At 68.8% G+C, this 24,555-nt stretch carries 21 protein-coding genes; 13 read left to right on the top strand and 8 right to left on the bottom strand.

The features are described 5' to 3' along the window. Nucleotides 1-114 precede the first annotated feature (114 nt). The 6 genes from VGU65_RS15265 to gshB all read right to left on the bottom strand — a co-directional run bounded on the left by VGU65_RS15265 (nt 115) and on the right by gshB (nt 5,954). Nucleotides 115-1,890, bottom strand: a complete 1,776-nt coding sequence (locus VGU65_RS15265; protein WP_327477141.1) for a hypothetical protein — start codon at nt 1,888-1,890, stop codon at nt 115-117. 134 nt (nt 1,891-2,024) lie between these two features. Beyond that, the gene (locus VGU65_RS15260; protein WP_327477275.1) at nt 2,025-2,951 is read right to left on the bottom strand and encodes an aspartate carbamoyltransferase catalytic subunit; all 927 of its coding nucleotides are present in this window, start codon (nt 2,949-2,951) and stop codon (nt 2,025-2,027) included. A 49-nt stretch (nt 2,952-3,000) separates the two neighbouring features. After that, entirely contained in the window at nt 3,001-3,432 is a 432-nt protein-coding gene (ruvX, locus tag VGU65_RS15255) for a Holliday junction resolvase RuvX (RefSeq protein ID WP_327477139.1), read from the bottom strand. Nucleotides 3,433-3,469: 37 nt separating this feature from the next. Next, nucleotides 3,470-4,042: a YqgE/AlgH family protein gene (locus VGU65_RS15250; RefSeq protein WP_327477137.1), complete on the bottom strand. Its 573-nt coding sequence runs from the start codon at nt 4,040-4,042 to the stop codon at nt 3,470-3,472. A gap of 89 nt (nt 4,043-4,131) precedes the next feature. Further along, nucleotides 4,132-4,959, bottom strand: a complete 828-nt coding sequence (locus VGU65_RS15245; protein ID WP_327477135.1) for an energy transducer TonB — start codon at nt 4,957-4,959, stop codon at nt 4,132-4,134. A 32-nt stretch (nt 4,960-4,991) separates the two neighbouring features. Continuing rightward, nucleotides 4,992-5,954 (bottom strand): glutathione synthase, encoded by a 963-nt coding sequence (gshB, locus tag VGU65_RS15240; RefSeq protein WP_327477133.1) that lies wholly within the window; start codon nt 5,952-5,954, stop codon nt 4,992-4,994. Between the two features lie 371 nt (nt 5,955-6,325). Here gshB and pilG point away from each other — a divergent pair, with 371 nt between their 5' ends. The 7 genes from pilG to VGU65_RS15205 all read left to right on the top strand — a co-directional run bounded on the left by pilG (nt 6,326) and on the right by VGU65_RS15205 (nt 18,003). Further along, complete coding sequence (gene pilG, locus VGU65_RS15235; RefSeq protein ID WP_091337506.1) at nt 6,326-6,682, top strand: twitching motility response regulator PilG; 357 nt, start codon at nt 6,326-6,328, stop codon at nt 6,680-6,682. A 36-nt stretch (nt 6,683-6,718) separates the two neighbouring features. Beyond that, nucleotides 6,719-7,090: a response regulator gene (locus VGU65_RS15230; RefSeq protein WP_327477129.1), complete on the top strand. Its 372-nt coding sequence runs from the start codon at nt 6,719-6,721 to the stop codon at nt 7,088-7,090. Next, a complete protein-coding gene (locus tag VGU65_RS15225; protein ID WP_327477128.1) occupies nt 7,087-7,632 on the top strand; it encodes a chemotaxis protein CheW in 546 nt (181 codons plus the stop codon). Before VGU65_RS15230 ends, VGU65_RS15225 begins: the two co-directional genes overlap by 4 nt. Before the next feature lie 118 nt (nt 7,633-7,750). Then, on the top strand, nt 7,751-9,781 hold the full coding sequence (locus tag VGU65_RS15220; protein ID WP_327477127.1) for a methyl-accepting chemotaxis protein: 2,031 nt from the start codon (nt 7,751-7,753) through the stop codon (nt 9,779-9,781). A 77-nt stretch (nt 9,782-9,858) separates the two neighbouring features. Continuing rightward, on the top strand, nt 9,859-15,900 hold the full coding sequence (locus VGU65_RS15215) for an Hpt domain-containing protein (protein WP_327477125.1): 6,042 nt from the start codon (nt 9,859-9,861) through the stop codon (nt 15,898-15,900). Beyond that, nucleotides 15,893-17,530, top strand: coding sequence for a chemotaxis protein CheB (locus VGU65_RS15210; protein WP_327477123.1), 1,638 nt, complete (start codon nt 15,893-15,895; stop codon nt 17,528-17,530). Before VGU65_RS15215 ends, VGU65_RS15210 begins: the two co-directional genes overlap by 8 nt. Further along, nucleotides 17,527-18,003: a chemotaxis protein CheW gene (locus VGU65_RS15205; RefSeq protein WP_327477121.1), complete on the top strand. Its 477-nt coding sequence runs from the start codon at nt 17,527-17,529 to the stop codon at nt 18,001-18,003. The genes VGU65_RS15210 and VGU65_RS15205 overlap by 4 nt, the downstream gene beginning before the upstream one ends. A 51-nt stretch (nt 18,004-18,054) precedes the next feature. On the opposite strand, the gene VGU65_RS15200 is transcribed toward VGU65_RS15205, so the two are convergent. Next, nucleotides 18,055-18,792, bottom strand: coding sequence for a 16S rRNA (uracil(1498)-N(3))-methyltransferase (locus VGU65_RS15200; RefSeq protein ID WP_327477119.1), 738 nt, complete (start codon nt 18,790-18,792; stop codon nt 18,055-18,057). Nucleotides 18,793-18,918: 126 nt separating this feature from the next. Here VGU65_RS15200 and VGU65_RS15195 point away from each other — a divergent pair, with 126 nt between their 5' ends. Continuing rightward, nucleotides 18,919-19,233, top strand: a complete 315-nt coding sequence (locus tag VGU65_RS15195) for a hypothetical protein (protein WP_327477117.1) — start codon at nt 18,919-18,921, stop codon at nt 19,231-19,233. A gap of 28 nt (nt 19,234-19,261) precedes the next feature. On the opposite strand, the gene bioA is transcribed toward VGU65_RS15195, so the two are convergent. Further along, the gene (gene bioA / locus VGU65_RS15190) at nt 19,262-20,656 is read right to left on the bottom strand and encodes an adenosylmethionine--8-amino-7-oxononanoate transaminase (protein WP_327477116.1); all 1,395 of its coding nucleotides are present in this window, start codon (nt 20,654-20,656) and stop codon (nt 19,262-19,264) included. Between the two features lie 49 nt (nt 20,657-20,705). Here bioA and gspN point away from each other — a divergent pair, with 49 nt between their 5' ends. The 5 genes from gspN to mazG are packed head-to-tail and all read left to right on the top strand — an operon-like array spanning nt 20,706 to nt 24,484. After that, the gene (gene gspN, locus VGU65_RS15185) at nt 20,706-21,485 is read left to right on the top strand and encodes a type II secretion system protein N (RefSeq protein ID WP_327477114.1); all 780 of its coding nucleotides are present in this window, start codon (nt 20,706-20,708) and stop codon (nt 21,483-21,485) included. Further along, nucleotides 21,482-22,267 carry an inositol monophosphatase family protein gene (locus tag VGU65_RS15180; RefSeq protein WP_327477112.1) on the top strand — a complete coding sequence of 262 codons (786 nt, stop codon included), beginning with the start codon at nt 21,482-21,484 and terminating at the stop codon, nt 22,265-22,267. Before gspN ends, VGU65_RS15180 begins: the two co-directional genes overlap by 4 nt. A 9-nt stretch (nt 22,268-22,276) precedes the next feature. Further along, complete coding sequence (gene nudE / locus VGU65_RS15175) at nt 22,277-22,831, top strand: ADP compounds hydrolase NudE (RefSeq protein ID WP_327477111.1); 555 nt, start codon at nt 22,277-22,279, stop codon at nt 22,829-22,831. Continuing rightward, the gene (gene cysQ / locus VGU65_RS15170; RefSeq protein ID WP_327477110.1) at nt 22,828-23,649 is read left to right on the top strand and encodes a 3'(2'),5'-bisphosphate nucleotidase CysQ; all 822 of its coding nucleotides are present in this window, start codon (nt 22,828-22,830) and stop codon (nt 23,647-23,649) included. Before nudE ends, cysQ begins: the two co-directional genes overlap by 4 nt. A gap of 34 nt (nt 23,650-23,683) precedes the next feature. Further along, nucleotides 23,684-24,484: a nucleoside triphosphate pyrophosphohydrolase gene (gene mazG / locus VGU65_RS15165; protein ID WP_327477109.1), complete on the top strand. Its 801-nt coding sequence runs from the start codon at nt 23,684-23,686 to the stop codon at nt 24,482-24,484. The last annotated feature ends 71 nt before the right edge of the window (nt 24,485-24,555 follow it).

Here is a 24,555-nt window from a genome sequence, read left to right as displayed (position 1 = left end):
CGCGCTTAAGGGAAGGTTTGCCGACCGCGAAGGCTGGGTGATCGAGTCGTAGTCAGGCTCAAATGAAGAAGGCGCCGCGAAGGCGCCTTCTTCGACAGGGAGCGTCCGTCCCGTCTATTTCAGGGTGGTCTGGCTGTTGACCACCAGGCCCTGGCTGTCGACGTGGATTTCGGCATCGATGGACTCGATGCGCGATGCCTGCGCGCGCATGGCGTCGAACTGGGCCTTGGTGCGGGCTTCATTGGCCGCCGTTTCGGCCTGGTCGTCAGGGCTGCCCGTTTCATTCTTGCCAAGCGCCGCTGCGGCGGCGCCCAGGCTGTCGGCCTTCTGCTGCATCAGGGTGACCCAGTCCAGGTACATCTGGCCGCTCAGGTGCATGCGAAGCATCTGGCCGGTGTTGCCTATGGGCGCCTTGAGCGCTTCTGCCAGTTTGGCGTCCTCGCCCGCTCCGATCCCCAGCCCGAGGCTCTTGGTGCCCATCGCCATCCAGGCCGGCTGGTTGAACATGCCGCTGAGCGTGGGCGGCAGTGCCACGGGCTTGCCGTCGTCGGCGAGCTTCACCTGGGCCAGTGCCGGGGTCATCATCTGCCCCATGGCCAGCAGGCCTGCGGGATTACTGGTGCCGAGCACCAGCCGGCCGGTGAACTGGGGCATCGCGTTGCCCGTGGCCGGCGTGAAGCTGTCCAGCGAGAGGGCCACACCCAGCAGGTCGCCGAATGGCGGGATGGCCGCCTTCTGCATGCTCGGGCCGAGCTTGGCGAAGCTGTCGTTGAGGTCGGCCAGCGCGGGGCAGGTGAAGGGCTTGGCCGTGACCGCATCGGCCTGCGCGGTCCAGAACGTGCGCAGCTGCGCCACCGGGAGGCCCAGGAAGAACTCGAACGGCGAGCCGGGCCGGCTGGCGCCCAGGCCCGGCAGGTCGACCTTCAGTCCGCCGAAGGCCTGGGTGATGTCGCGAGCCAGCGATACGTTCCAGCGCATGTCCTGATGCCTGGCCTCCAGGCGCGTGTATCCGAAACTCAGTTCCGGCACGCGGCTGGCGATGCGCGCGGCGTCGGCCTGGCAAGCGGGCGGGATCTGCAGCTGGTTGGCCACCGGCTCCCCGGTCTTGGCCGACTCGGCTTGCGCGCGTGCCTTGAACAAGGCGCCGAACAGCGGGTCCTTGCCGCTGGCGGCGAGCGGCAGGGCGCGGCTCAGGTCCAGCTCGCCGACGGCCCATCTCTGGTAGCCCTGGTCCTTGGCGAGTTTCTGAAGGCGGCCGTCGTCCTGCAGGTTACGGGCCGGGCGGTCCAGGCCCAATGCCTGGCGCAGCAAAGGCTGAGGGGCATCGGCCGGCAGGATCGCGGCCACCGCCTGCTTGCCGACCACGGCCAGGATCAACTGCGTGCCGGTCGCGGGCGAGAGATGGCGCCTATAGCTTTGCTTGTCCACGCTGGCGACATCGAGCTTCTTGCCGTAGGCGGCCTCGAGCCTGCCGATGAAGGCCTCGAAGGCGCCCGCATCGCTGAGCTGGAAGCGCAGCACCGGCGCCAGCCCCAGGCCGTAGAGCGCCGAATAGCCTTTCAGGTCCAGTCCGGCGTTCTGCGCGAAGCCCTCGATGGTCTTGCCGTCGAGTTCCTTGGCGAAGGCGCGGATCAGGTTGGCGGTGTCAGGGTCCTTGGCGGCCATGCTGTCGGCGCTGGCGCGCAACTGGACCAGTTCGGCAGGCAGTTGTGCGTTGGCCTGGGCAAGCAGGGCGCTGCGGGTGCCATCGTCCAGCACGTCGAGGTTGGCGACCACGTAAGGGGTGTCGGCCGGGACGAAGGCCAGCGGCGCATCCTTGTCCTTGTGTCCGCAAGCCGCCAGCAGCACGCCGGCAAGGGCCAGCGCGAGAGTGCGCGTCGTCGATCGCATGATTTCGGTTCCCTGAAATGGAATGAGGCGCGCGCATTATGCCGCGCCGGCAACCCCGGCGCGTGCCCGCAATTCGCGATCAACGCCGAATCGAATTGCGGCAGCAGAAATGTGGCCGGCCACGTCGGCGGGTGTCAGCGGCCGAGCAGTTCGCCCAGCACGGCCATGCGCACGAACACGCCGTTGCCTACCTGTTCGAGGATTTTCGATTGCGCACCGTCGGCCACGTCCGACGCGATCTCGACTCCGCGGTTGATCGGGCCCGGGTGCATCACCAGGCAACCCCTGGCGGCGCGCGCCAGGCGGCGGGTGTCCAGGCCGTAGCGCGCGAAATAGGCCGCCTCGTCCGGGAGGTCCGTGGCGCTCATGCGTTCCTTCTGCAGGCGCAGCATGATCGCCACGTCGGCGCCCTCGATCGCCGCGTCGAAGTCCTCGACGAACGCGCAGCGCGGGAACTCCTCCTGCGGGGGCATCAGCGGCGCAGGCCCGCACAGGCGGATCTCGCGCACGCCCAAGGCGGTGAGCGCGTGTACGTCCGAGCGCGCCACGCGCGAGTGCTTGATGTCGCCACAGATCACTACCGCCAGGTTCTCGAAATCCGGGCGGTGCTCGCGGATCGTCATAACGTCCAGCAAGCCCTGGGTCGGGTGGGCGCGGTTGCCGTCGCCGGCGTTGATCACCGACACGCCGCTCATGGCGTGGCGAACCAGCTCCTCCGGCGTACCCGACACCTTGTGGCGAACCACGATCGCGTCCAGGTGCATCGCTTCGAGCGTGTGCAGGGTGTCGAACAGCTCCTCGCCCTTGGCGGTGGAGGAAAACCCGATGTCGAAGTTGATCACGTCCGCGCCCAGCCGGCGCGCCGCCAGCTCGAAAGAGGTGCGCGTGCGAGTGGAGGGCTCGAAGAACAGGTTGAGTACGGTACGCCCGCGGAGCAGGTCCAGCTTGCGGGTGCCATGTGCGCAGGCGTCCCGCATGGACAACGCACGGTCGAGCAGGCGTTCGATGCACGCGCGCGGCAGGTTTTCCAGCGTGGTCAGGTGGCGCAGGCGGGAGCTCATGGCGGGCGGTTCGAAGGAGCGGGAAGGGATGAACATGCGGTGGCCTGGACTATTCGGAGGCGGTGGTTGCGGCGAGCCAGCGTTCCAGGATCACGGCCGCGGCCTGGGCGTCGATCGCCGCGGCATCGCGCCGGCGTCGGGTGCCTGCGGCGCGCGCCTCGGCGAATCGCTGGGCGGCTTCCTGTGAACTGTACTGCTCGTCGACGAGCGCGACCGGAGCCCGGTAGCGCTGGCGCAGATGCTCGGCAAAGCGGCGGGCGAGGCGGGTGGCAGGTTGTTCGGTGCCGTCGAGGGCCAGTGGCAGACCGACCACGAGGGTATCGGGCAACCACTGCCGGTGGAGGTCGTCGAGCGTGGCCCAGTCCGGCCCGCCCTCGTGCACCGATACCACGGCGAGCGCGCGGGCACTGGCGGTGACCCGGTTGCCGACGGCGACGCCGATGAGCCGGCTGCCGACATCGAAACCAAGCACGCAACTCATGCGTGCCCGCCTTCGTTCGCCATGGGGCGCGGCGTGCTCACGCGTGGCCCGCGTAGCCCGGCAACTGCAGCGGATCGACGCCGACCAGGCCGGCTGCGGCGCTCCAGCGCTCCTCCAGCGGGGTGTGGAACAACACCCGCTCGTTGGCTTCGGCGGTGAGCCAGCTGTTGTCCTTCAGCTCCTGCTCCAGCTGGCCCGCGCTCCAGCCGGCATAACCCAGCGCCATCAAGGCATCGTGCGGCCCCTCGCCGGCGGCCATCGCGACCAGGATGTCGCGCGAGGTGGTCACCGACCAGTCGGCGTTGATGCGATAGCTCGATTCCCAGTGCCCGTGCTCGCGGTGCAGCACGAAACCGCGCTCCTGCTGCACCGGGCCGCCGATCAGCACCGGCCGGTCGGCCAGTTCCTGGTCTGAGCAGTCGAGCTTGAGCTGGGCCAGCACGTCGCCGAGCCGGTATTCTGAAAGCCGGTTGACCAGCAACCCGACCGCGCCGTCCTCGTCGTGCTGGCACAGGAAGGCCACGCCGCGCGAGAACGGCGGTTCGGCCAGGCTCGGCATGGCAATGAGGAAATGTCCGGCGAGGGTGGGCGTGCTGGGAACGGCGCTCATGCGGCCATTGTAATGCGACGGGCGGGTATGCGTTGTAGCGCGGCCCGTGTGAAGCGGCTGCAATGCGCGGGGCCGCGGTGGCGTCTGCGCTATTTGTTGCGCAGCACGTTGCCGGGCAGGAACTGCCAGGTCCGGGTGATGTAGAGCTCGTCGACACGTTGGTCCCGGGGGATCGGCGGGAACGGCGCGGCCAGCCTGACGATGCGCTCGGCCGCCTTGTCCAGCAGCGGCTCACCCGAGCTGCGGATCACGTCGATGGCCTTGACGCTGCCGTCGCGGTTGAGCGTGACGGTCAGCTCCAGTTCGCCGTGCAGGTTGCGCCGGCGCGCTTCTTGGGGATAGTTGAGGTTGCCCACCCGCTCGACGCGATCGACCCAGCCGCGCATGTAGGCGGCGTAGACGTATTCCTTGGTATTGGCGGAAATGAACTTCTTCTTCGGTCGCTTGGCGTAGGCCTCGGTGCGGTTGCGCACCTCCGCGGCGAGCTGGGCCATTTCCTGGCGCCGGCGCTGTTCGTCGGCGGTGGGCGCTTCCTGGGTTTGCCGTGCGATGCGCGCGCTGTCGCTGGCGACGCTGAAATCGCTGCGGCCGCTGGTGGTGATGCGGCGTGCCGGCGTGGCGTCCTGCGGGCGCGGAACCGTGGCCTCGACCGGTTGCGGCGCGGTGCCGGGCGTCGGCTTGGGCAGGACGCCGGACACCGCTTGCGAAGGCCGTGCGGCGTGCTCGCTCTGGCCGCCGCCCTGGTTGTTCGCCTGGGCCAGGAAGTCGGCCTTGTCCGGGGCTTCCCGGTTGGCCACGTCGACCAGTGTCACGTCCAGCGTCGGCAGGCCGGGCCTGGGCTTGACGTAGTGGAAGGTCAGGCCGAGCACCAGCACGCCGTGCAGTAGCAGCGAGAACAGCAATGTCGCCCCGAGCATGTCAGGGGTTGCGGGACGCGGGGGTGTGGAGCTCACGCGGGAGGGTTCTCGATCGCATCGAACAGCTGGCCGGTGATATTAAGCCCGAACTGGGCGTCCAGTTCGCGCGCGCAGGTCGGCGATGTGACGTTGATCTCGGTGAGGTAGTCGCCGATCACGTCCAGCCCGACGAAGCGCAGCCCGCGCCGCCGCAGTTCGGGCGCCACCTGGGCCGCGATCCAGCGGTCGCGCTCGGACAGCGGCACACCGACGCCGCGGCCGCCGGCGGCCAGGTTGCCGCGGAACTCGTCGCCCTGCGGGATGCGCGCCAGTGCATAGGGTACGGGCTCGCCGTCGATCAGCAGGATGCGCTTGTCCCCCGCGCTGATCTGCGGGATGAACTTCTGCGCCACGGTGAACTGCCGCCCTTCGCCGTGCGGTCCGCCGCCGAGCAGGGTTTCCAGCATCGAGTTGAGGTTCTTGTCGCCGGCCCGGACGTGGAAAATGCCGCGCCCGCCCATTCCGTCCAGCGGCTTGAGCACCGCCTGGCCATGTTCGGCCACGAAGCGACGCAGCTCGGCCGGATCACGAGCCACCAGCGTAGGCGCCATGCATTGCGGGAAATGCAGGGCGAACACCTTTTCGTTGCAGTCGCGCAGCGCCTGCGGGTTGTTGACGACCTGCACGCCATCGCGGTGCGCTGCATCCAGCACCATCGTGTCGTACATGAACTGGGCGTCCACCGGGGGATCCTTGCGCATCAGCACCACGTCCATCTCGCGCAGGTCGCGCCACTGGCGCTCGCCCATCGTGTACCAGGCCGATGGATCGTCGCGCACCGACAGCGGCGCCAGGCGGGCGTACGGGAGCCCATCGCGCAATGCCAGGTCGCCCTGCTCCATGTAGTGCAGCGCATGGCCGCGGCGCTGCGCTTCCAGCAGCATGGCGAAGGTGGTGTCCTTGGCGATCTTGATGGAGCCGATGGGGTCCATCAGCACGGCGACCGAAAGCGGCATGAAACATGCTCCATGACGGGAGGGCATGCGACCGGGGCATGCGCGGGGAATGTGGATGGTCGCCGAGTGGGGCGCGCAGCGGCAAGTTCTGACGCGCTCGCTCAAGAACTGACGTGTTTGCCGATACCAGCACAAGACCGGCGCTAAGGCATTCAATTTGCTTGACGCCGCTCAAGTCAGGCGGTAAACAGCAACGCATTGAGTGCGTTGCCGACAATCGGGACGCAACCACATTAACAAGTTGCGGTTTCTTACATGCACCACGGCGAGCGTTCGCCTCGCCCGGGTGCCTTACCTGAGCCTTGGGCGGGCAGCAGGGGGGTTGAGTGAACTTGAACACGAGCGACAACGGCTTGTCCGGTCTTAAGGTCATGGTGATCGATGACTCCAAGACCATCCGCCGCACGGCCGAAACCTTGCTCAAGAAGGAAGGTTGCGACGTGCTCACCGCCGTCGATGGCTTCGAGGCGCTGGCGAAGATCTCCGACCAGAAGCCGGCCATCATCTTCGTCGACATCATGATGCCGCGGCTGGACGGCTACCAGACCTGCGCACTGATCAAGAACAACCCGCAGTTCCGCGCCACCCCGGTGATCATGCTGAGCTCGAAGGACGGCCTGTTCGACAAGGCCCGCGGCCGTATCGTCGGCGCGGAGCAGTACCTGACCAAGCCGTTCACCCGCGACGAACTGCTCGGTGCCATCCATCGTCACGTCAGCACGGTCTGAAAAGCCACTGACTGCAGCGTCTTATAGGGGAGACCTGTGGCAAAGATTCTCATCATCGACGACTCGCCGACCGACGTGCGCGTGTTCACCACGCTGCTCGAGAAGGCCGGGTACCAGGTCGCCGCCGTCAGCACCGCAGAGGAAGGCATCGAGCGCGTCCGCGCCGAGCTGCCCGACCTGGTGATCATGGACGTCATCATGCCCGGCATGAACGGCTTCCAGGCCACCCGCACGCTCACCCGCGATCCAGCCACCTCGGCCGTGCCGATCGTGATGATCACCACCAAGTCGATGGAGACCGATCGCGTCTGGGGCCTGCGCCAGGGCGCGCGCGCGTTCATCACCAAACCGGTCAACGAGAAGGAACTGCTGACCTGCATCAACGACCTGTTGCCGAGCGCTGCATGAACGAGAGCGCCAACCTCACGCCGTTCGAGATCCTGGCCCGTTACGAACGCCTGTCGCTGGCGCACGCGCTGGACGTGCAGGACAAGATGGAGGCGCCGGGTCTGTGGCGCGGTATCGGCTACCGGGTGGGTTCGCGGCTGTTCGTCAGCGGCATCGACGAGATCAACGAACTGCTGGCCGTGCCGGTGATGACCCCGGTGCCGCTCACCCAGCCCTGGCTGCTTGGCGTCGCCAATGTGCGCGGCAACCTGGTGCCGGTCATCGACTTCAACCGTTTCCTGTTCGGCGAGCGCACCCAGCCGACCGAGCGCACGCGCCTGCTGATCGTGCGCCAGGGTGGTGGCAGCGTGGCGCTGATGGTCGACGAGGTGTTCGGGCAGCGCACGGTCGATGAGGAACAGCGCCGCCAGGCGGTGGCTGAGGAGGATCCGCGGCTGACGCGCTTCGTCGAGGAGCGGGTCGAGGTGGGTGTCCAGCAGTTGGGCGTCTTCAGCATGAACCGGCTGGTGCGTGCGCCGGATTTTCGCCAGGCCGCGGCCTGAGGCGAAAGATGGGTAGGGCCGGTGCCGTGCGGGGCCGGAAACAGGGGCGAGAGGTTTCCGCCGGCGCCGCGCGGTCGAAGCGCGGTGCGGCAGGATGGAAGACGGACGAGGTGTAACGATGAGCACTACAGGGGGCATCGGCAAGGAACGGGGCTATACCGGCCTCATCGTCCTGCTGCTGATCGCGATCGGTTTCGCGGCGCTGGATTTCTTCCTGCTCAACCAGAAGAACGGCGAGGACCGCCAGGCCAGCGCGCTGACCACGCAGATCCAGGTGCTGTCGCAGCAGACCGCCAAGTACGCACTGGAGGCCGCCGGCGGCAACGTCGACTCCTTCAAGGAGCTGGAGAGCACCCGCAACGCCATCGACTCGGCCGTGCAGAAGCTCACCAAGGGCGATCCCAAGGGCGGCATGCAGGCCTATAGCGACAACAACACCACGCCGGCCGGACGTGCCGTGACGGCGCTGGTCAGCGCCTGGGGCCAGTTCGACGGCGACATCCGCAAGATCCTGTCCAACAAGGCGGTGGTGCTCGACTCGGCACAGCGCGCCGACAAGCTCGCGCAGCAGATGCCGCTGCTCAACTCGAGCATGGACCAGGTCACGAACATCCTGCAGCAGCGCAACGGCAGTGCCGAGCAGATGCTGGGCTCCTCGCGCCAGATGCTGCTGGCCGACCGCATGACCCGCCGCGTGCAGGAGGTGCTGCAGGGCGGCGACACGGCGCAGGCGGCGGCCGACGGCCTGGCGCGCGACGCGCAGCTTTACGGCACCGTGCTCAAGGGCCTCACCGACGGCAACCCGGCTGCCGGCGTCAAGGCCATGGGCGACGCCAACGCGCGCAAGATCCTCACCGACATGCAGGCCAACTGGGAGGCACTGGCCGACCCGATCGCCAAGCTGGTGGTGGCGGCGAGCGCCATCGTCGACGTAAAGAACGCCGGCAACCAGGCCTCGCTGGATTCGCAGAACGTACTGCTGCGCGCCAACGAGCTGTCCGACCAGATCGGCAAGCTGCCTTATCGCCGCCTGTTCCCGAACGTGTGGTGGGGCGTGATCGGCGCGATCGGTGCGGTCGCCTTCGCGCTGCTGCTGGTGGTCACGCTGGTGCGCGACCAGCGCAAGCGCTTCCAGGATTCGACCGAGCTCAACCAGCGCAACCAGGAGGCGATCATGCGCCTGCTGGACGAGATGGGTTCGCTCGCCGAAGGCGACTTGACCGTCAAGACCACGGTGTCGGAGGACATCACCGGTGCCATCGCCGACTCGGTGAACTACGCCATCGACGAGCTGCGTACCCTGGTGACCACGATCAACGAGACCTCCGAGCAGGTGTCCTCTTCGGCGCAGGAAACCCAGACCACCGCGCGCCACCTGGCCGACGCGGCGCAAAGCCAGGCCGCGCGGATCAGCACGGCGACCTCGGCGATCAACCAGATCGCCAGCCTGATGGACAACGTCTCCAAGGACTCGGCCGAGTCGGCCGACGTGGCCGAGCGCTCGGTGCAGATCGCTTCGCGCGGCGCCGAAGTGGTGCGCGAGACCATCTCGGGCATGGACTCGATCCGCGACCAGATCCAGGAGACCTCCAAGCGCATCAAGCGCCTGGGCGAGTCCTCGCAGGAAATCGGCTCGATCGTGGAGCTGATCAACGACATCGCCGAGCAGACCAACATCCTGGCCTTGAACGCGGCCATCCAGGCGGCCTCGGCCGGTGAGGCGGGACGAGGCTTCGCGGTGGTGGCGGACGAAGTGCAGCGCCTGGCGGAACGCTCCGCCAGCGCGACCAAGCGAATCGAAACGCTGGTGCAGACCATTCAGTCCGACACCAACGAAGCGGTCAACTCGATGGAGCAGACCACCGCCGAGGTGGTTGCCGGCGCACGTCTGGCCGAGGACGCCGGCAGCGCGCTGGGCGACATCGAGCGCGTCTCGCACGACCTGTCGGCGCTGATTCAGAACATCTCTACCGCGGCGCGCCAGCAGTCCGCGGCGGCGACCGATATTTCGCAGTCAATGAACGCGATCCAGGAAATTACCTCGCAGACCTCGCAGGGCGCGAGCCAGACGGCCGACTCGATCGGCTACCTGGCGCAGCTGGCCAGCGACCTGCGGCGCTCGGTGGCTCACTTCAAGTTGCCGGGTTGATCAACGTTTACCGACAGGGGGCAACCTCGAACGGTTGCGCGATGCGCGTGTAGCGCGCAGCCGCTCAAGAGGGGCGCATGAGACTTCAAGACCACATCGATTTCACCACCCTGCAGTGGGTCAAGCCGGAGCTCGACGAGACCCTGGCGCAGGCCCGCGAGGCGTTGGAGACCTATGTAGAGAATCCCGGCAAGCGCGAAGTCATGCGCGCCTGCGTGGATCATCTGCATCAGGTGCAGGGCACCCTGCGCATGGTCGAGCTCTACGGTGCGGCGATGGTCGCCGAGGAGATGGAGACGCTCGCCATCTGCCTGCTCGAAGATCACGTCCGCCAGCGCGAGGAAGCCTTCGGCGCGTTGATGCGCGGCCTCATGCAATTGCCCGACTACATGGAGCGCCTGTCCGGCGGCCATCGCGACGTGCCGGTGGTGCTGCTGCCGCTGCTCAACGACCTGCGCGCCAGCCGTGACCAGCAGGCCCTGTCCGAAGCCGCGCTGTTCAACCCGAACCTGGAGCAGGCGCTGCCGGTCCAGGCGCCGGGTGCACAGGGCGAAGTGGACGTGGCCGCCCAGCGCAGCGCGATCACCACGCTTCGGCTGCGCTTCCAGCAACAACTGTTGGCCTGGTTCCGTGGCCAGAACGCGCCCCAGCAGCTGGTCGGCATGCGCGAGACGCTACTGGGCATTGCCGGCCGTTGCTGGACCGTGCCCGGCCGCCGCCTATGGTGGATCGCTGCCGGCGTTCTGGAAGGCCTGGAGCAGGGCCTGCTCAAGAGCCACGCCGCCGAAATCCGTCAGTTGATCGGCAAGGTCGACCGCAACATTCGCCAGTTGGTGGAGCAGGGCGAAGCCAGCCTGCGCGGAGGAGATGCAGACGAACTGGCGAGCAAGCTGCTGTACATCGTGGCGCAGGCCCGCCAGGCCAGCCCGCAGATGGCGCTGTTGAAGCAGACCTACCGGCTCGACAGCCTGCTGCCCGATGCCGCGGAGCTTGAACACGCGCGCGGCTCGATGTCGGGCCACAACCGCGCGCTGCTCGATTCGGTGTCCAAGGCGCTGAAGGAAGACCTGCTGCGCGTGAAGGAAGCTTTGGACTTGTTCCTGCGCCAGAGCGATGCCGACGCCGCGCAATTGTCCGCGCAGGGTGAAGTGCTCGAGCGCGTGGGCGACACGCTGGGAATGCTGGCGCTGGCGGTGCCTCGCCGCGTGGTCAACGAGCAGCGCCGCGTACTGGAGGAGATCGCGCACAAGGCGCGTGCGCCGGAAGAGGGCGTGCTTCTCGATGTCGCCGGCGCGCTGCTCTACGTCGAATCCTCGCTGGACGACCACATCGAAAGCCTGGGTGCCGAGGACGTGGCTGGCGAAGACGTGCCGGTCGAAGGCGATGTCGTGCCAGCGCTGCCGCGCAGCGAGGCGCGCAGCATCCTCGCCTCGCTGATGCAGGAGGCGATCGCCAACGCAGCCAAGGTCAAGGACGCCATCGTCGCTTTCGTCGAGGCCGGCTGGGACCATGCGCAGCTGCATGGCACCCCGGCTTTGATGGACGAAGTGGCTGGTGCCATGCGCATGCTCTCCGCACCGCGCCCGTCCGAACTTGCCGAGGGCATCGGCCGCTTCATCGGCAACGAGATGCTCGCCGACCGGCGCGTGCCGGGCAGCGCGCAGATGGATCACCTGGCTGACGCGCTCGCCGCGCTCGAGTACTACCTCGAGGCCGCCCGTGAACATCGCGGTGGCCTGGAGCACATCCTTGACGTGGCCGAACACAGCCTTGGCTCGCTCGGTTACTGGCCGTTGCCTGCCGCGCGCGCGGCGGTGGCCTATGAAGAACCGGCGCCTGCCGCTGCCAAGGAATCAGCCGGCCCTGCGCTGTCCGAACCGGTGAGCCTCGCTGCCGGCGACGACCTCGGCGACCTCCTGATCGGCAGCAGCGAACCGCCACAGCCGTCCGCACACGAGCTGGCCGGGCTGCGACTCGCGGAGACCGAAACGCTGCCGCCGTTCGCGGGCGGGGAGGATGCCGCCGACTGGATCGAGATCGAGGAGGAAGTCGTCGAGGAAGTGCCGGTAGCCGACGCGCTGGCCGGCAAAGCCGGCTTCCAGCTGGGCACCGAGGGCATCGACGACGACATCCGCGACATCTTCCTGGAAGAGATGCAGGAGGAAATCGACAACCTGCTCCGCGCGGAGCAAACATGGCTGGCCGACCCGTCGCAATTGTCCGCGCTCACGCCGATCCGCCGCTCCTTCCACACCCTCAAGGGTTCGGGCCGGCTGGTCGGTGCCAGCGTGCTGGGCGAGTTCGCCTGGAAGGTCGAGAACATGCTCAATCGCGTGCTGGATGCCACCATCCAGCCGCATGATGGCGTGCAGGCGCTGGTGCACGCCGCCATCGATGCGCTGCCGCAATTGCTGTCCGCGCTGAAGGGCGAAGGCAAGCCGATAGCGCCGTTGGGCGCGATCATGGCTACGGCCGACCGCCTGGCCGCCGGCGAGATGGCACAGTTGGGCGACCATCTACCGGCCGCCACGGAAATCGTGCGCCGCACGGTGCGCCGCCGCGTGCCGCGCCTGGATGCGGCCGTCGAGGCCATTCCGGCCGCCACGCATACCGACCACACCGCCGCCGAGACGATAGCCGAGGTCACGCCCGAGCAGTCCGAAGCCATCGCGCTTCCGGTGATGCCGCCGGTCGATCCGGTGTTGTTGGAGATTCTGCGCAGCGAAGTGGCGCAGTACCTGCAAGCCATTCGCGGCGCGCTGGCCCGTGCCGAGGGGGAGCTGCGCGTCGACGACGCACTGTTGCGGGCGGTGCATACGCTGCACGGCGCCATCGCGATGGTCGACATCCCGCTGCTGACCCAGCTGCTGTCGCCGCTGGAGAGCCTGCTCAAGCGGCTGCGCGCGGCCGGCGAACCGCTCTCGGTCGAGGGCACCCACCTGCTCGCGCAGTCGGCGGACGTGGTCGACCACGTAATGGCGCAATTCGACGTCCCGGAACCGCAGCTGCCCGCGGTCGACGCGCTCACCGTGCGCCTGATCGAGCTGCGCGACAGCCAGCCCGAACCCAAGGTCGCGCACGTGCTGTTCGATCCCCACGCGGAGGATCTGTCGGCCGAGATGCCGGACGACGGCGCGGCCGCCGCACTCGACGCGGGCCTGGATGATGCGTTGGGTCAGCCGGCCACGGCCGAGGCGGACGAGCATGACAGTTACGCAGGCGAACTGCTGGCTGCGCTCGATGCCTTCGACCTGGAAGCGGTCGAGGCTGCGGAGGCACCTGCCAGCAGTACCGCACCGCATGCCTTCGCTGCCGGCGCCGACGAGGAGCAGAGCCTGGCTGCGCTGCTCGACAGTCTGCTCAACGAACCGGTCGACAGCCCCGCCATGCCTTCCGGCGCGTTCGACGAGCCGGGCAGGGCCGAGCAGGAATACGTCCTGCAGCTATCCGATGGCCATGCCGGGGTGGAAGACGCACCTGAGCTGGCCATCGAACACGAGACTGATCTGGAGGCCGGCGAACCGACGCAGGCCGGGGCCACCGCGTTCGAAGCCGAAGGAACGGTCGCGTCCCAGTCCGAAGAACCGGACGCGATCGAGCCGCTCGCCGAGGCTCCGGCTGCGATGGTCGAGGACGCCGTCAGCGAATCGCTGGAGCACGCAGCGGGCGAGGCCGGCATCGAGCCGCTCGGCGCCGCCGATGCACCGGTGCAAGCCGCGGCGGTGGAGAACCAGGGCGAACCCGGCGGCCCGGCTGTTGCCTGGACGGGTCAGATAGATCCGGACCTGCTGGAGATCTTCACCGAGGAGGCGCGCGAGCTGCTCGACCACGCCGACGGGCTGCTGGCCAAGTGGCGTGCCGAGCCGGGCGAGCCGGCGCACGCCGCAGGCGTCCAGCGCGACCTGCACACGCTCAAGGGTGGCGCCCGCATCGCCGGCCTGGTGCCGGTAGGCGACCTCACGCACGCTATCGAAACCTTGCTGGAACGGCCGGTGGGCGAGCGGGATACCGCGCAGCTGATCGGTGCGCTCGAGTCCGGCTTCGACACGTTGAACTCGCTGGTGCAGCGTGTTTCGCAGGACATGGCGATCGAGTACCCGCAGGCGCTGATCGACCGCCTGCTGGCGATGGCGGGCCAGGAGTCGCTGGTCGAGGACAGCGACGCTGCGGCGCCCGCGCCGGCAACAGCCCGCGTACCGGCGGCTCCGCTTCCCGAACTGCTGCCCGAGTTGCTGCCCGACCGCGAGGAGGAGATCCGCTCCACGCAGGAGCAGATCCGCGTCCGCGCGGAACTGCTCGACAACCTGGTCAACCACGCCGGCGAGGTCGCGATCTATCGTTCGCGCCTGGAACAGCAGGTCGCGGGCTACCGCTTCAATCTGGTCGAGCTTGATCAGACCGTGCAGCGCCTGCGCAGCCAGTTGCGCATGCTGGAGATCGAGACCGAGGCGCAGATCATCGCGCGCTTCCAGCGCGAGCATCGCGAGGCGGGCATGGCGGTGTTCGATCCGCTCGAGCTCGACCGCTTCTCGCAGCTGCAGCAGTACTCGCGTGCGCTGGCCGAATCGGTGTCCGACCTTGTCTCGATCCAGAACATGCTGGACGAGCTGACCCGCCAGTCCGAAACGCTGCTGATCCAGCAGTCGCGCGTCAGCGCCGAGCTGCAGGACGGCCTGCTGCGCACCCGCATGCTGCCGTTCGATACGATGGTGCCAAACCTGCGCCGTACGCTGCGCCAGGCTGCGCAGGAGGAAGGCAAGAGCGCCCAGCTGTACGTCGAGGGCGCCCACGGCGAAATGGACCGCAACCTGCTCGACCGCATCAAGGCGCCGTTCGAGCACATGCTGCGCAATGCCATCGCGCACGGCATCGAATCGCCGGCCGACCGCCGCAAGGCGGGCAAGCCGACCGAGGGCGCGGTGCGCATCCGCGTCGCCCGCGAGGCGACCGAAGTGGTGGTGCGCGTCAGCGACGACGGCCGCGGCCTGGATCGCGACGCGATCCGCTCGCGCGCGATCGAACGCGGGCTGCTGCGCCCGGATGCCCGCCCCAGCGATGACCAGTTGCTCGGCCTGATCACCCAGACCGGCTTCTCCACCGCCAGCCAGGTCACCCAGCTTGCCGGCCGCGGCGTCGGCATGGACGTGGTGGCCAACGAGATCAAGCAGCTCGGCGGCTCGCTGGCGATCGAATCGCAGGCCGGCCAGGGCACCACCTTCATCCTGCGGCTGCCGTTCACCCTGGCGGTGACGCAGGCCATCGTGGTGCGCATCGGCGAGGCCAGCTACGCCATTCCGATGACGTCGGTGCAGGGCGTGGCCCGGATCAGTCCGGAAGACCTGGCCGCGCGTATGGCCGAGGCCAACCCTTCGTTCGATTACAACGGCGATTCCTACGACATCCACGACCTCAACGAACTGCTCGGCCTGCCGTCCAGCCACGGCGGCGAGGAAGAGCAGCTCCCGCTGCTGCTGACCCGCGCCGGCGACCTGCGCGCCGCGATCCGCATCGATGCGGTGATCGGTTCGCGCGAGATCGTGGTCAAGTCGGTCGGCCCGCAGGTGAGCTCGGTGCCGGGCGTGCTGGGTGCGACGATCATGGGCGACGGTTCGGTGCTGGTCATTCTCGACCTGCCGCCGCTGGTTCGCCACGGCATGGCCCGCCGCGAACAGCGCCTGGCCGACGGCCTCAGCGCGGTGTCCACGCCGGTGCTGGAAGATCAGCGGGTCAAGCCGCTGGTCATGGTGGTCGACGATTCGATCACCATGCGCAAGGTCACCGGCCGCGTGCTCGAGCGCCACGACTACGAGGTCGCCACCGCGAAGGACGGCATGGACGCGCTGGAGAAGCTGCACGACCGCGTGCCCGACCTGATGCTGCTGGATATCGAAATGCCGCGCATGGACGGCTACGAGCTGGCCACGCACATGAAGGCCGACCCGCGCCTGCGCGAGGTGCCGATCATCATGATCACCTCGCGTACCGGCGACAAGCATCGCCAGCGCGCCTTCGACATCGGCGTGGACCGCTACCTCGGCAAGCCTTACCAGGAGGTCGAGCTGCTGGCGCAGATCGCCGAGGTGCTGGAGCAGCGCGCGCTGGAGATCGTCCATGGCTGAGGCGGTACCGGCGGTCGCACTGCTGTTCGACGACGCGGGCCTGGGTGAGCAGTTGCGCAGCGCGCTGCAGGAGCGCGGCGCGCGGATCGTTCACGAGGGGCCGCTCGGCGGCCTCAGTCGCGAACTGCTTTTTTCGGTGAACGCGGACGTGCTGGTGGTCAACCTCGACGACGAGGATGACGGTGCGCTCGATCGTCTTGACGAGACCCTCGCCGGAGATCGTCCCCGCGTGGTCTTCAACGACGGCCAGGCCAGCCGCCGGCTGGAAGGCTGGGACCGCGCGCGTTGGGCACGCCACCTGGCGATGAAGGTGCTGGCGATGGGCGACGCCGATCCGCCGCGCCCGCCGGCTGCCGACGAGGCGCCGCTGGAATCATCTGCTCCCATGGCGGCGGCCTTGACCGAAGCCGAGCCGCTCGCTGCCGTCGACACCGTCACTCCGCATACCGAGGAGGCCCGACAGGCCGCCGCGTCCGAGACGCTCGCCGCCGAACTCGAGGCTCTGCTGGCCTCCGACGTCGCGGTGGCTGAATCCGACGAGCTCGGCTCGGGTCTGAATTACGCCGCCGGCGAGGGCATGGCGCTGCACGAGGACGTGTTTGCGGCGCCGACGGAAGAGCCGGCCGACGCACCGGCACAAGAGGTGACGGCCGCTTCCGCCGTGGTTGTCGATGCCTTCCACGCGCCGGTCGTCGAATCGCCGGAACTCGCCGTGATCCAACGGGATCACCTGCAGCTTGCGGTGGAAGACGAGGCGGCCATCCCCGCCGCAACGCGCCTGGCCGCCGAACCTGCCGCCGCGCCGCGGATATCGGACGGCTGGACCTTGTACGACCACGATGCCGTTCCGGCCGAGCGGGTCGAACGCGCAGATCCGGCGGACTTCGGCATCGAAAAGCTCAGTGCAGCCGACTATCTGGCGCCTGACGCTGCCGACGACGGGGAGTCGCCGATCCTGCCTGGTCTCAGCCTGGAGCTGGTGTCGATGGAAGAAGCCATCGCGCCACGGGATTTCGAGCGGGGCCACGAGATGGTGCTCGAGTTGCCGGCCACTGCCGTGACACGGCTGGTGGTGCTCGGTGCCACGACCGAGAGCACCGCGTCGGTCGGCGAATTCCTGGCTGCGCTTCCGGCGGGCCTGCGGGTCACCGTGCTCCATACCCAGCACCTGGCAGGTCGCCCCGCCGATGGATTGGCCGAATACTTCGCCTCGCTGTGCGCGCTGCCGGTGCGCGTGGCCGAAGCCGGCATGCGGGCGCGCGCCGGCGAGGTGATCGTGGTGCCGTCCGACCGCCAGGTGACGCTGCGCCGCAACGGCAGCGTCGAATTGCAGCCGGTCGAGATGGACGCAGCGCACGCTCCGTCGATCGACGCCAGTTTTACCCAGGCCGCCGCCGTGTTCGGCCGCGACGTGATCGCCATCGTCTTCGCCGGACGTTCCACCGATGCGGTGGGCGGCTGCCAAGCCGTGCACGACCGCGGCGGCCAGGTCTGGGTCGAGGCAAGCGGCAGCGCGCAGGCCGCCGACATGGTCAGTGGCGTGCTGGCCGAGCATCTTTCCCATCATGCCGGCACGCCGCGCGAACTGGCGGCACGCCTGGCCGAGCAATTCCCGGAAGATCAGCCATGAGCGAACAACCCCTGCCGCGCGAAATCCGCTGCGTGCTGGTGCCGGTAGGCCAGTTGCGCCTGCTGCTGCCCAACGCCACCGTGGCCGAAGTGATCACGCTGCCCACCCCCGAACCGGTCGAAGGCGCGGCGGAGTGGGTGCTCGGGCGGATCGCCTGGCGTGGCTGGCGCGTGCCGCTGGTCTCCTTCACCAAGCTTGCCGGCGCACCCGAAGGGGATGCCGACCTGGCCGTGCGCGTTGCCGTGCTCAAAGCGCTGGGCGGCAACGCCAAGCTGCCCTTCGTCGCGGTGGTCACCCAGGGCTTTCCGCGCCTGACCACGCTCAACGCCGAACTGATCATTCCCACCCACGACGGCACGCCGCTGCCGCCAGGTGTGAAGGCACAGGTCCTGGTGCGCGACGACATCGCGGTGATTCCCGATCTGGAAGGCATCGAGGAAGAACTCGCCCAGATGCTCGATCTGGCCAGCTGAATCCGCGGAAAGGCCTGCAGAGCGGGTTCCGCGCCCCAGGGCCAGCGTCGATTACCCCATGTCTCCATGTACGGCCTGCAGCGCCGCCAGCGCTGCCAGGCCGGCGGTTTCCGTGCGCAGGATCCGTGGACCCAGCGCCAGGCCGCTGAAACCGGCCGCATGCAGCGAACCGACGTCGCGCTCGCCCAACCCACCCTCCGGCCCGACCACCAGCAGGCCCCCGGCCGGCGCAAAGACCAGCGATCGCAGCGAGCGGCTGCCCTCGGGCAGCAGGGCCAGGCGCAGTGCGCCGCCCCGCGGCAATTCGGCGAGCCAGCCATCCAGTGGCTGCGCGGGCAGGATCTGCGGCAGGCGGGCGCGGCCGCTCTGCTCGCAGGCGCTGGCCGCGACCGCGCGCCAGTGCATCAGCCGCTTTTCCGCGCGGGCCGGGTCAAGGCGGACTTCCGAGCGTTCGGTCAGTAGCGGCACGATGCGGGCGACGCCCAGCTCGGTCGCCTTCTGCACGATCAGGTCCATCTTCTCGCCGCGCGCGACGCCCTGCGCGAGCGTCAGCGCCAGCGGCGATTCGTTCGACACCGCCTGCATGCCCTCGATGCGGGCCCGCACCACGCGCTTGCCGACGTGGACGAGAATCGCCGCGTAATCGCCGCCGTCGCCGTTGAACAAGACCACGGGAGCGCCTTCGCCAAGGCGCAGCACGCGCGCGAGGTGCTCGCCCGCCTGTGCGGGAAGGTCCAGCTCGCCACCGGTGACGAGCGGCTGGTCGACATGAATGCGAATGGTGCGCACGGCAGGCTCGGCCAAAAGAACAAGCTTACCGCCTGGCGCCGCCGCGCCCAGCCGCGCAGGCCGATTGCACGGGAATGCGGCCGGGAGCAGCATGGCGGAGGAGCTCCTGATCCCCGAGGTGCCGCCATGCTCCGTTCCAGCCTACTTTCCCTCGCCGCCGGCACGCTCTTGCTGGCCGGCCTGTCGACACATGCGCAGGATGCTATCCGGCCGCCTGCCGACAATGCGCGCGCTGGTGCCGGCCAAGGTCACTCGGTCCCGCGTCCCGGCGACCGCAATTGCCTGCGCTCCACCGGCAGTCTGATTCCACCCAAGCCGGGCGAATGCCTCCCTGTGGCAGGGCGCAGCTACGACCGGGAAGACATTCGCCGAACCGGCGCGCGCACGACCGCCGAGGCGCTGCGAATGCTCGATCCCAGCTTGACGGTGCGCGGCCACTGAGCCGACGCCGCGCGCCGGCGGCCAGCAGCTAGGCGATGGCCGCCTCGATGCCGGCCGTCGCCACGTCGACCAGGTGGTCGATCTCGCCGGTGTCGACCACGTAGGGAGGCATGAAATAGACCACGTTGCCCAGCGGCCGCAGCAGGGCGCCGTGCTCGAGCCCATGCAGGTAGACCCGCAGGCCGCGCCGCTCGGCGGCCGGCCAGGGTTCGCGCGAGCGCTTGTCGGCCACCAGCTCGACCGCGGCGATCATGCCGGTCTGGCGCACGTCGGCCACGTGCGGGTGGTCGCGCAGCGGCCCCAGGCGCGCGCCCAGGTGCGCGGCCAGCGCGCGGTTGCGCTCCAGCACCGGCTCGTCGCGGAAGATCGCCAGCGTCTCCAGCGCCACGCGGCAGGCCAGCGGGTTGCCGGTGTAGCTGTGCGAATGCAGGAACGCCTTGCCGGCGTTGTACTCGGCGTAGAAGGCGGCGTACACGTCCTCGGTGGTGAGCACGGCCGAAAGCGCCAGCGTACCGCCGGTGAGTCCCTTGGACAGGCACATGAAATCCGGCGCGACGTCGGCCTGCTCACAGGCGAACATCGTGCCGGTGCGGCCGAATCCGACCGCGATCTCGTCGGCGATGAAATGTACGGCGAATTCGTCGCACAGGCGGCGCAGGCCGGCCAGATAGTCGGGGTGGTACATGCGCATGCCGCCGGCGCACTGCACCAGCGGCTCGACGATGACCGCGCAGGTCTCGTGCGCGTGGCGCTCCAGCAGCACGCGCAACTCGCCCAGGCGGCGTGCGGCCACGGCGGCCGGCGATTCGCCCGGCTCGCCCTCGTAGGCGTCGGGCGAGGGCGCCAGGATCGGCGTCAGCAGCAGGGGCGCATAGGTCTTGCGGTACAGCGCCACGTCGCTCACCGCCAGCGCGCCCAGCGTCTCGCCGTGGTAGCTGCCGGTCAGCGCGATGAAACGCGTCTTCTGGCCATGGCCCTGATTGAGCCAGTAGTGGAAGCTCATCTTCAGCGCCACCTCGATGGCCGACGAGCCGTTGTCGGCGTAGAACACGCGGCTGAGTCCGGGCGGCGTGACGCGCACGAGCTCCTCCGCCAGTTCGATCGCTGGCTGATGGGTGAAGCCGGCGAAGATCACGTGTTCCAGTCGCCGCGCCTGGTCGGCGAGCGCCGCGGCGATGCGCGGGTTGGCGTGGCCGAAGAGATTGGTCCACCACGAACTGATGCCATCGAGATAGCGACGGCCGTCCGCATCGACGAGCCAGGCACCCTCGCCGCGCACGATCGGCAGCATCGGGACGCGGCTCTCGAGGGCGATGTCGTGGTCGTGCATCTGGGTGCAGGGGTGCCACACGTGCTTCAGGTCGCGCGCGGCCAGCGCAGCGTTGCCGGCGACGGCCGGCACAATGGGGGAAGGGGTGTCCATCCGGCTATCATCGGCGCTGCGTCATGCCCGCTCAAGCCCAAGGACCGAAGTGAACCGCCCGCGCATCGCCTGGCTGGCCATCGCCCTGCTGCTCTCGTGTGTCGTGTTGCTGGTGTTGTTCCTGCCGGCGCGCTGGGCGCTGCCGTTCGTGCAGGCCCGGCTGCGCGGGCTGTCGCTCGGACAGGTGCACGGTACGGTATGGGACGGCGCGGCGGAGCAGGTGCATGGCAGGGATGGCCGCCCTCTGGGCCGCCTGCAGTGGCGGCTTGCGCGCAGCGCGCTGTGGGGGCGGCTCGATCTGCAGTTGGACTTCGCAGCGACCGCGCTAACTGCCCGCGGCCATCTGCAGCGCGATGCGCAAGGGCGCCTGCTATGGACCGACGTGGCGGTGCAGGCGGGCCTCGCCGCTTGGACGCCACGGCTGGATTCTCCGCTGGGCGAGCCGCAGGGCACGCTCGCGCTGAGGTTGCGGCGTGCCGTGCTGCAGGCCGACTGGCCGGTCGAACTGGAGGGCGATGCGCACTGGGCCGATGCGGCGATGCAGGTGCGCGCCGGCAGCGTGGTCCTCGGCAACCTGGAAACGAACCTGGTGGCTGCCAACGGCGTGATGCATGGCAGGCTCGGCGACGACGGTCACGGGCCGCTGCATGTCGAGGGCCAGTGGCAGGCCAGCCCGCTGGGCTGGCGTCTGGATGCCCTCCTGCAGCCGCGCACGGGCGACAAGGCGCTGCGCAACTGGCTGGCCCACCTGGGGCCGCCCGATCCCGACGGATCGGTCCGCCTGCGCCGCCGTGGCGGACTTGCCGCGGCCGCGGAAACCGAGCGATGAGCTACGACGCAGAGCAAGCCCTGTCCGCCGCTCGCGAGGCCGCGACGGCCGCGGCCGAGATCATCCGCCACTACTGGCATCGCGGGGTGGCGGTGGAATGGAAGGCCGACGACACGCCGGTCACGATCGCCGACCGCGAAGCGGAACAGGCGATCCGCGCCGTGCTGGCCACGGCGCTGCCGCAGGCGGCGATCTACGGCGAGGAATACGGGCTCGAAGGCGCGCGCGACGGCCTGCTCTGGCTGGTCGATCCGCTCGACGGCACCAAGAGCTTCGTGCGCCGCACGCCGTTCTTTTCCACGCAGATCGCACTGATGGATCGTGGCCGACTGGTGCTCGGCGTGTCCTGCGCTCCGGTGTACGGCGAAACGATGTGGGCGCGCGCCGGCGCCGGCGCCTGGCTGGACGGCGAACGCGTGCAGGTGGCGGCGACCGGGACGATGGCGCAGGCCGCGATCTCCACCGGCAACGTCAGGACGCTCACCGCCGATGCGCGCTGGCAAGCGCTGGGTGCGCTCATCCGCGATTCGAGCCGCATTCGCGGCTACGGCGATTTCTGCCATTACCACCTGCTGGCGCGCGGCGGACTGGATCTGGTGATCGAGTCGGACGTCAACATCCTCGACGTGGCGGCGCTGGCGGTGATCGTGCGCGAGGCCGGTGGCTTGTTCACCGACATCGAGGGCAAGCCGCCCAGCCTGGACACCACCAGCGTGCTGGCCGGCGTGCCGGCCATCCACGCCCAGGCGCTTGCACGCCTGCGCGATGCGTCGACCGGCTAGAATCGGCCGATGCGCAAGCCACCGATCGTCCATGCCACCCGCGAATGCGTCGACAGCCGCTTCCTGCGCGTCGAGCAACTCGACCTCGAATTTTCCAATGGCGAGCGGCGCACCTACGAGCGCCTGCGCGCCAGCGGCCTGGGTGCGGTGATCATCGTGCCGATGCTCGATGACGACACCGTGCTGCTGGTGCGCGAATACGGCGCCGGCGTGGGCCGCTACGAACTGTCGCTGCCCAAGGGCCGGCTGGACCAGGACGAGACCGCCGAGCAGGGCGCCGACCGCGAGCTCAAGGAAGAAATCGGCTACGGCGCGAACCGCCTTAAGATCCTGCACAACTTGTCGCTGTCGCCCGGCTACATGACGCACATGGCGCACGTGGTGCTGGCGCAGGATCTCTACCCCGAGCGGTTGCCCGGCGATGAGCCCGAAGAGCTGGACGTGGTGCCGTGGAAGCTCTCAGAGCTGCACACGCTGATCGGGCGCGAGGACGTGACCGAAGGGCGCTCCATCGCAGCGCTGTTCATGGCGCGCGAATATCTTGCCGGACGCTTCCAGCCATGAGCGGCCAGCCCGATAGCGGCCTGCTCGCCGAAGTGGGCGCGATCGCGCGCGAGGCCGGCGCGGCGATCCTGGCCATCTATCGCGACGAGTTCACGGTCGAGCACAAGGACGATGCCTCGCCGCTCACGGCCGCCGACCTGGCCGCGCAGCGCGTCATCGCCGCGGGCCTTGCGCGCATCCAGCCGGACTGGCCGCTGCTCTCGGAGGAGGCGCGCGCCGCGCCCTGGGAGCAGCGCAGCACCTGGTCGCGCTACTGGCTGGTCGATCCGCTCGATGGCACCCGCGAGTTCGTCAAGCGCAACGGCGAGTTCACCGTCAACATCGCGCTCATCGAAAACCACAAGCCGGTGCTGGGCGTGGTGCTGGCGCCGGTGACCGGCGAACTGTATGCCGCCGCCCAAGGACAGGGCGCGTGGTTGCAGCAGCATGACGGGGGCCAATGGCAGCGGATCGGCGCGCGTGCGCTGGCGGCGCCGGCGGTGGTTGCGGGCAGCCGCTCGCACGGCAGCGACACCCATGGTTTTCTCGACGCCCTGCTCGGCGCGGCGTACCAGCCTTTCCCGATGGGTTCCTCGCTCAAGTTCTGCCTGATCGCCCGCGCCGTGGCCGATCTCTACCTGCGGTTGGGCCCGACCAGTGAATGGGACACCGCTGCTGCCCAATGCGTGCTGGAACAGGCCGGCGGTGCCGTAATGGATCTTGCCGGTGAGCCGTTGCGCTACAACACCAAGCCCTTGCTACTGAACCCGGAATTCCTCGCGGTCGGCGACCCGGCGGTGGACTGGAAGAGGCGGCTGCAGCAGGCGCGGCCGACTTGAGCGGGCGGCCGTCGTCCGCACCCGGGATCGGGTGATGGCGGGGCGCTACACGCTCGAGGACCTGCTGGCGATCATGGCGCGCCTGCGTGATCCCGTAGACGGCTGCCCGTGGGACGTGCGGCAGGATTTTGCCTCGATCGCGCCGTACACCATAGAGGAGGCCTACGAGGTCGTCGACGCGATCGATCGCGCCGACTTCCGGGATCTGCGCGAGGAGCTGGGCGACCTCCTGCTGCAGGTGGTGTTCCACGCCCAGCTGGCCAGCGAGCGGGGCCTGTTCGACTTCGGCGATGTGGCGCACGCGATCGCCGACAAGATGCGCCGGCGCCATCCGCATGTCTTCGGCGAGGCGCGCTACGCAGACGTCGAGGAGCAGACCCGTGTGTGGGAGGCGATCAAGGCGGCCGAGCGTGCCGGTCGTGGCGATGCGAACGATGCGAGTGCGCTGGCCGGCATCTCGCACGGCCTGCCGGAATGGAAGCGGGCGGCGAAGCTGCAGCAGCGCGCCGCCACGGTAGGTTTCGAATGGCGCGAGCCGGGCCCGATGCTGGACAAGCTAGCCGAAGAAGTGGACGAGGTACGCGCGGAATTCGAGGGCGGCGCCAACGCCGATCGCATCGAGGACGAACTGGGCGATGTGCTGTTCGTCACTGCCAATCTTGCCCGCCATGCGGGCGTCGACTTTTCGCGGGCGCTGCGTCGAGCCAACGCAAAGTTCGAGCGCCGCTTCCGGCGCATGGAGGCCCTGGCCGCCATGCAGGGACGCCCGCTCGCCGAACTGGGCCTGGACGCACAGGAACTGCTCTGGCGCCAGGCCAAGTCGGACGAAGGCTGAGAACCGCCCGCCGTCGCCTGGGCCGTTCACCGGACACCTCAGGCATGCGCTCTCTCACGCCAGGCGACTGG

The sequence above is a fragment of the Frateuria sp. genome, from assembly GCF_035943815.1.
Lineage (GTDB): Bacteria > Pseudomonadota > Gammaproteobacteria > Xanthomonadales > Rhodanobacteraceae > Frateuria_A.
Note: the sequence above shows the minus strand (reverse complement) of the source record. Positions and strands in the feature narration are given on the sequence as shown.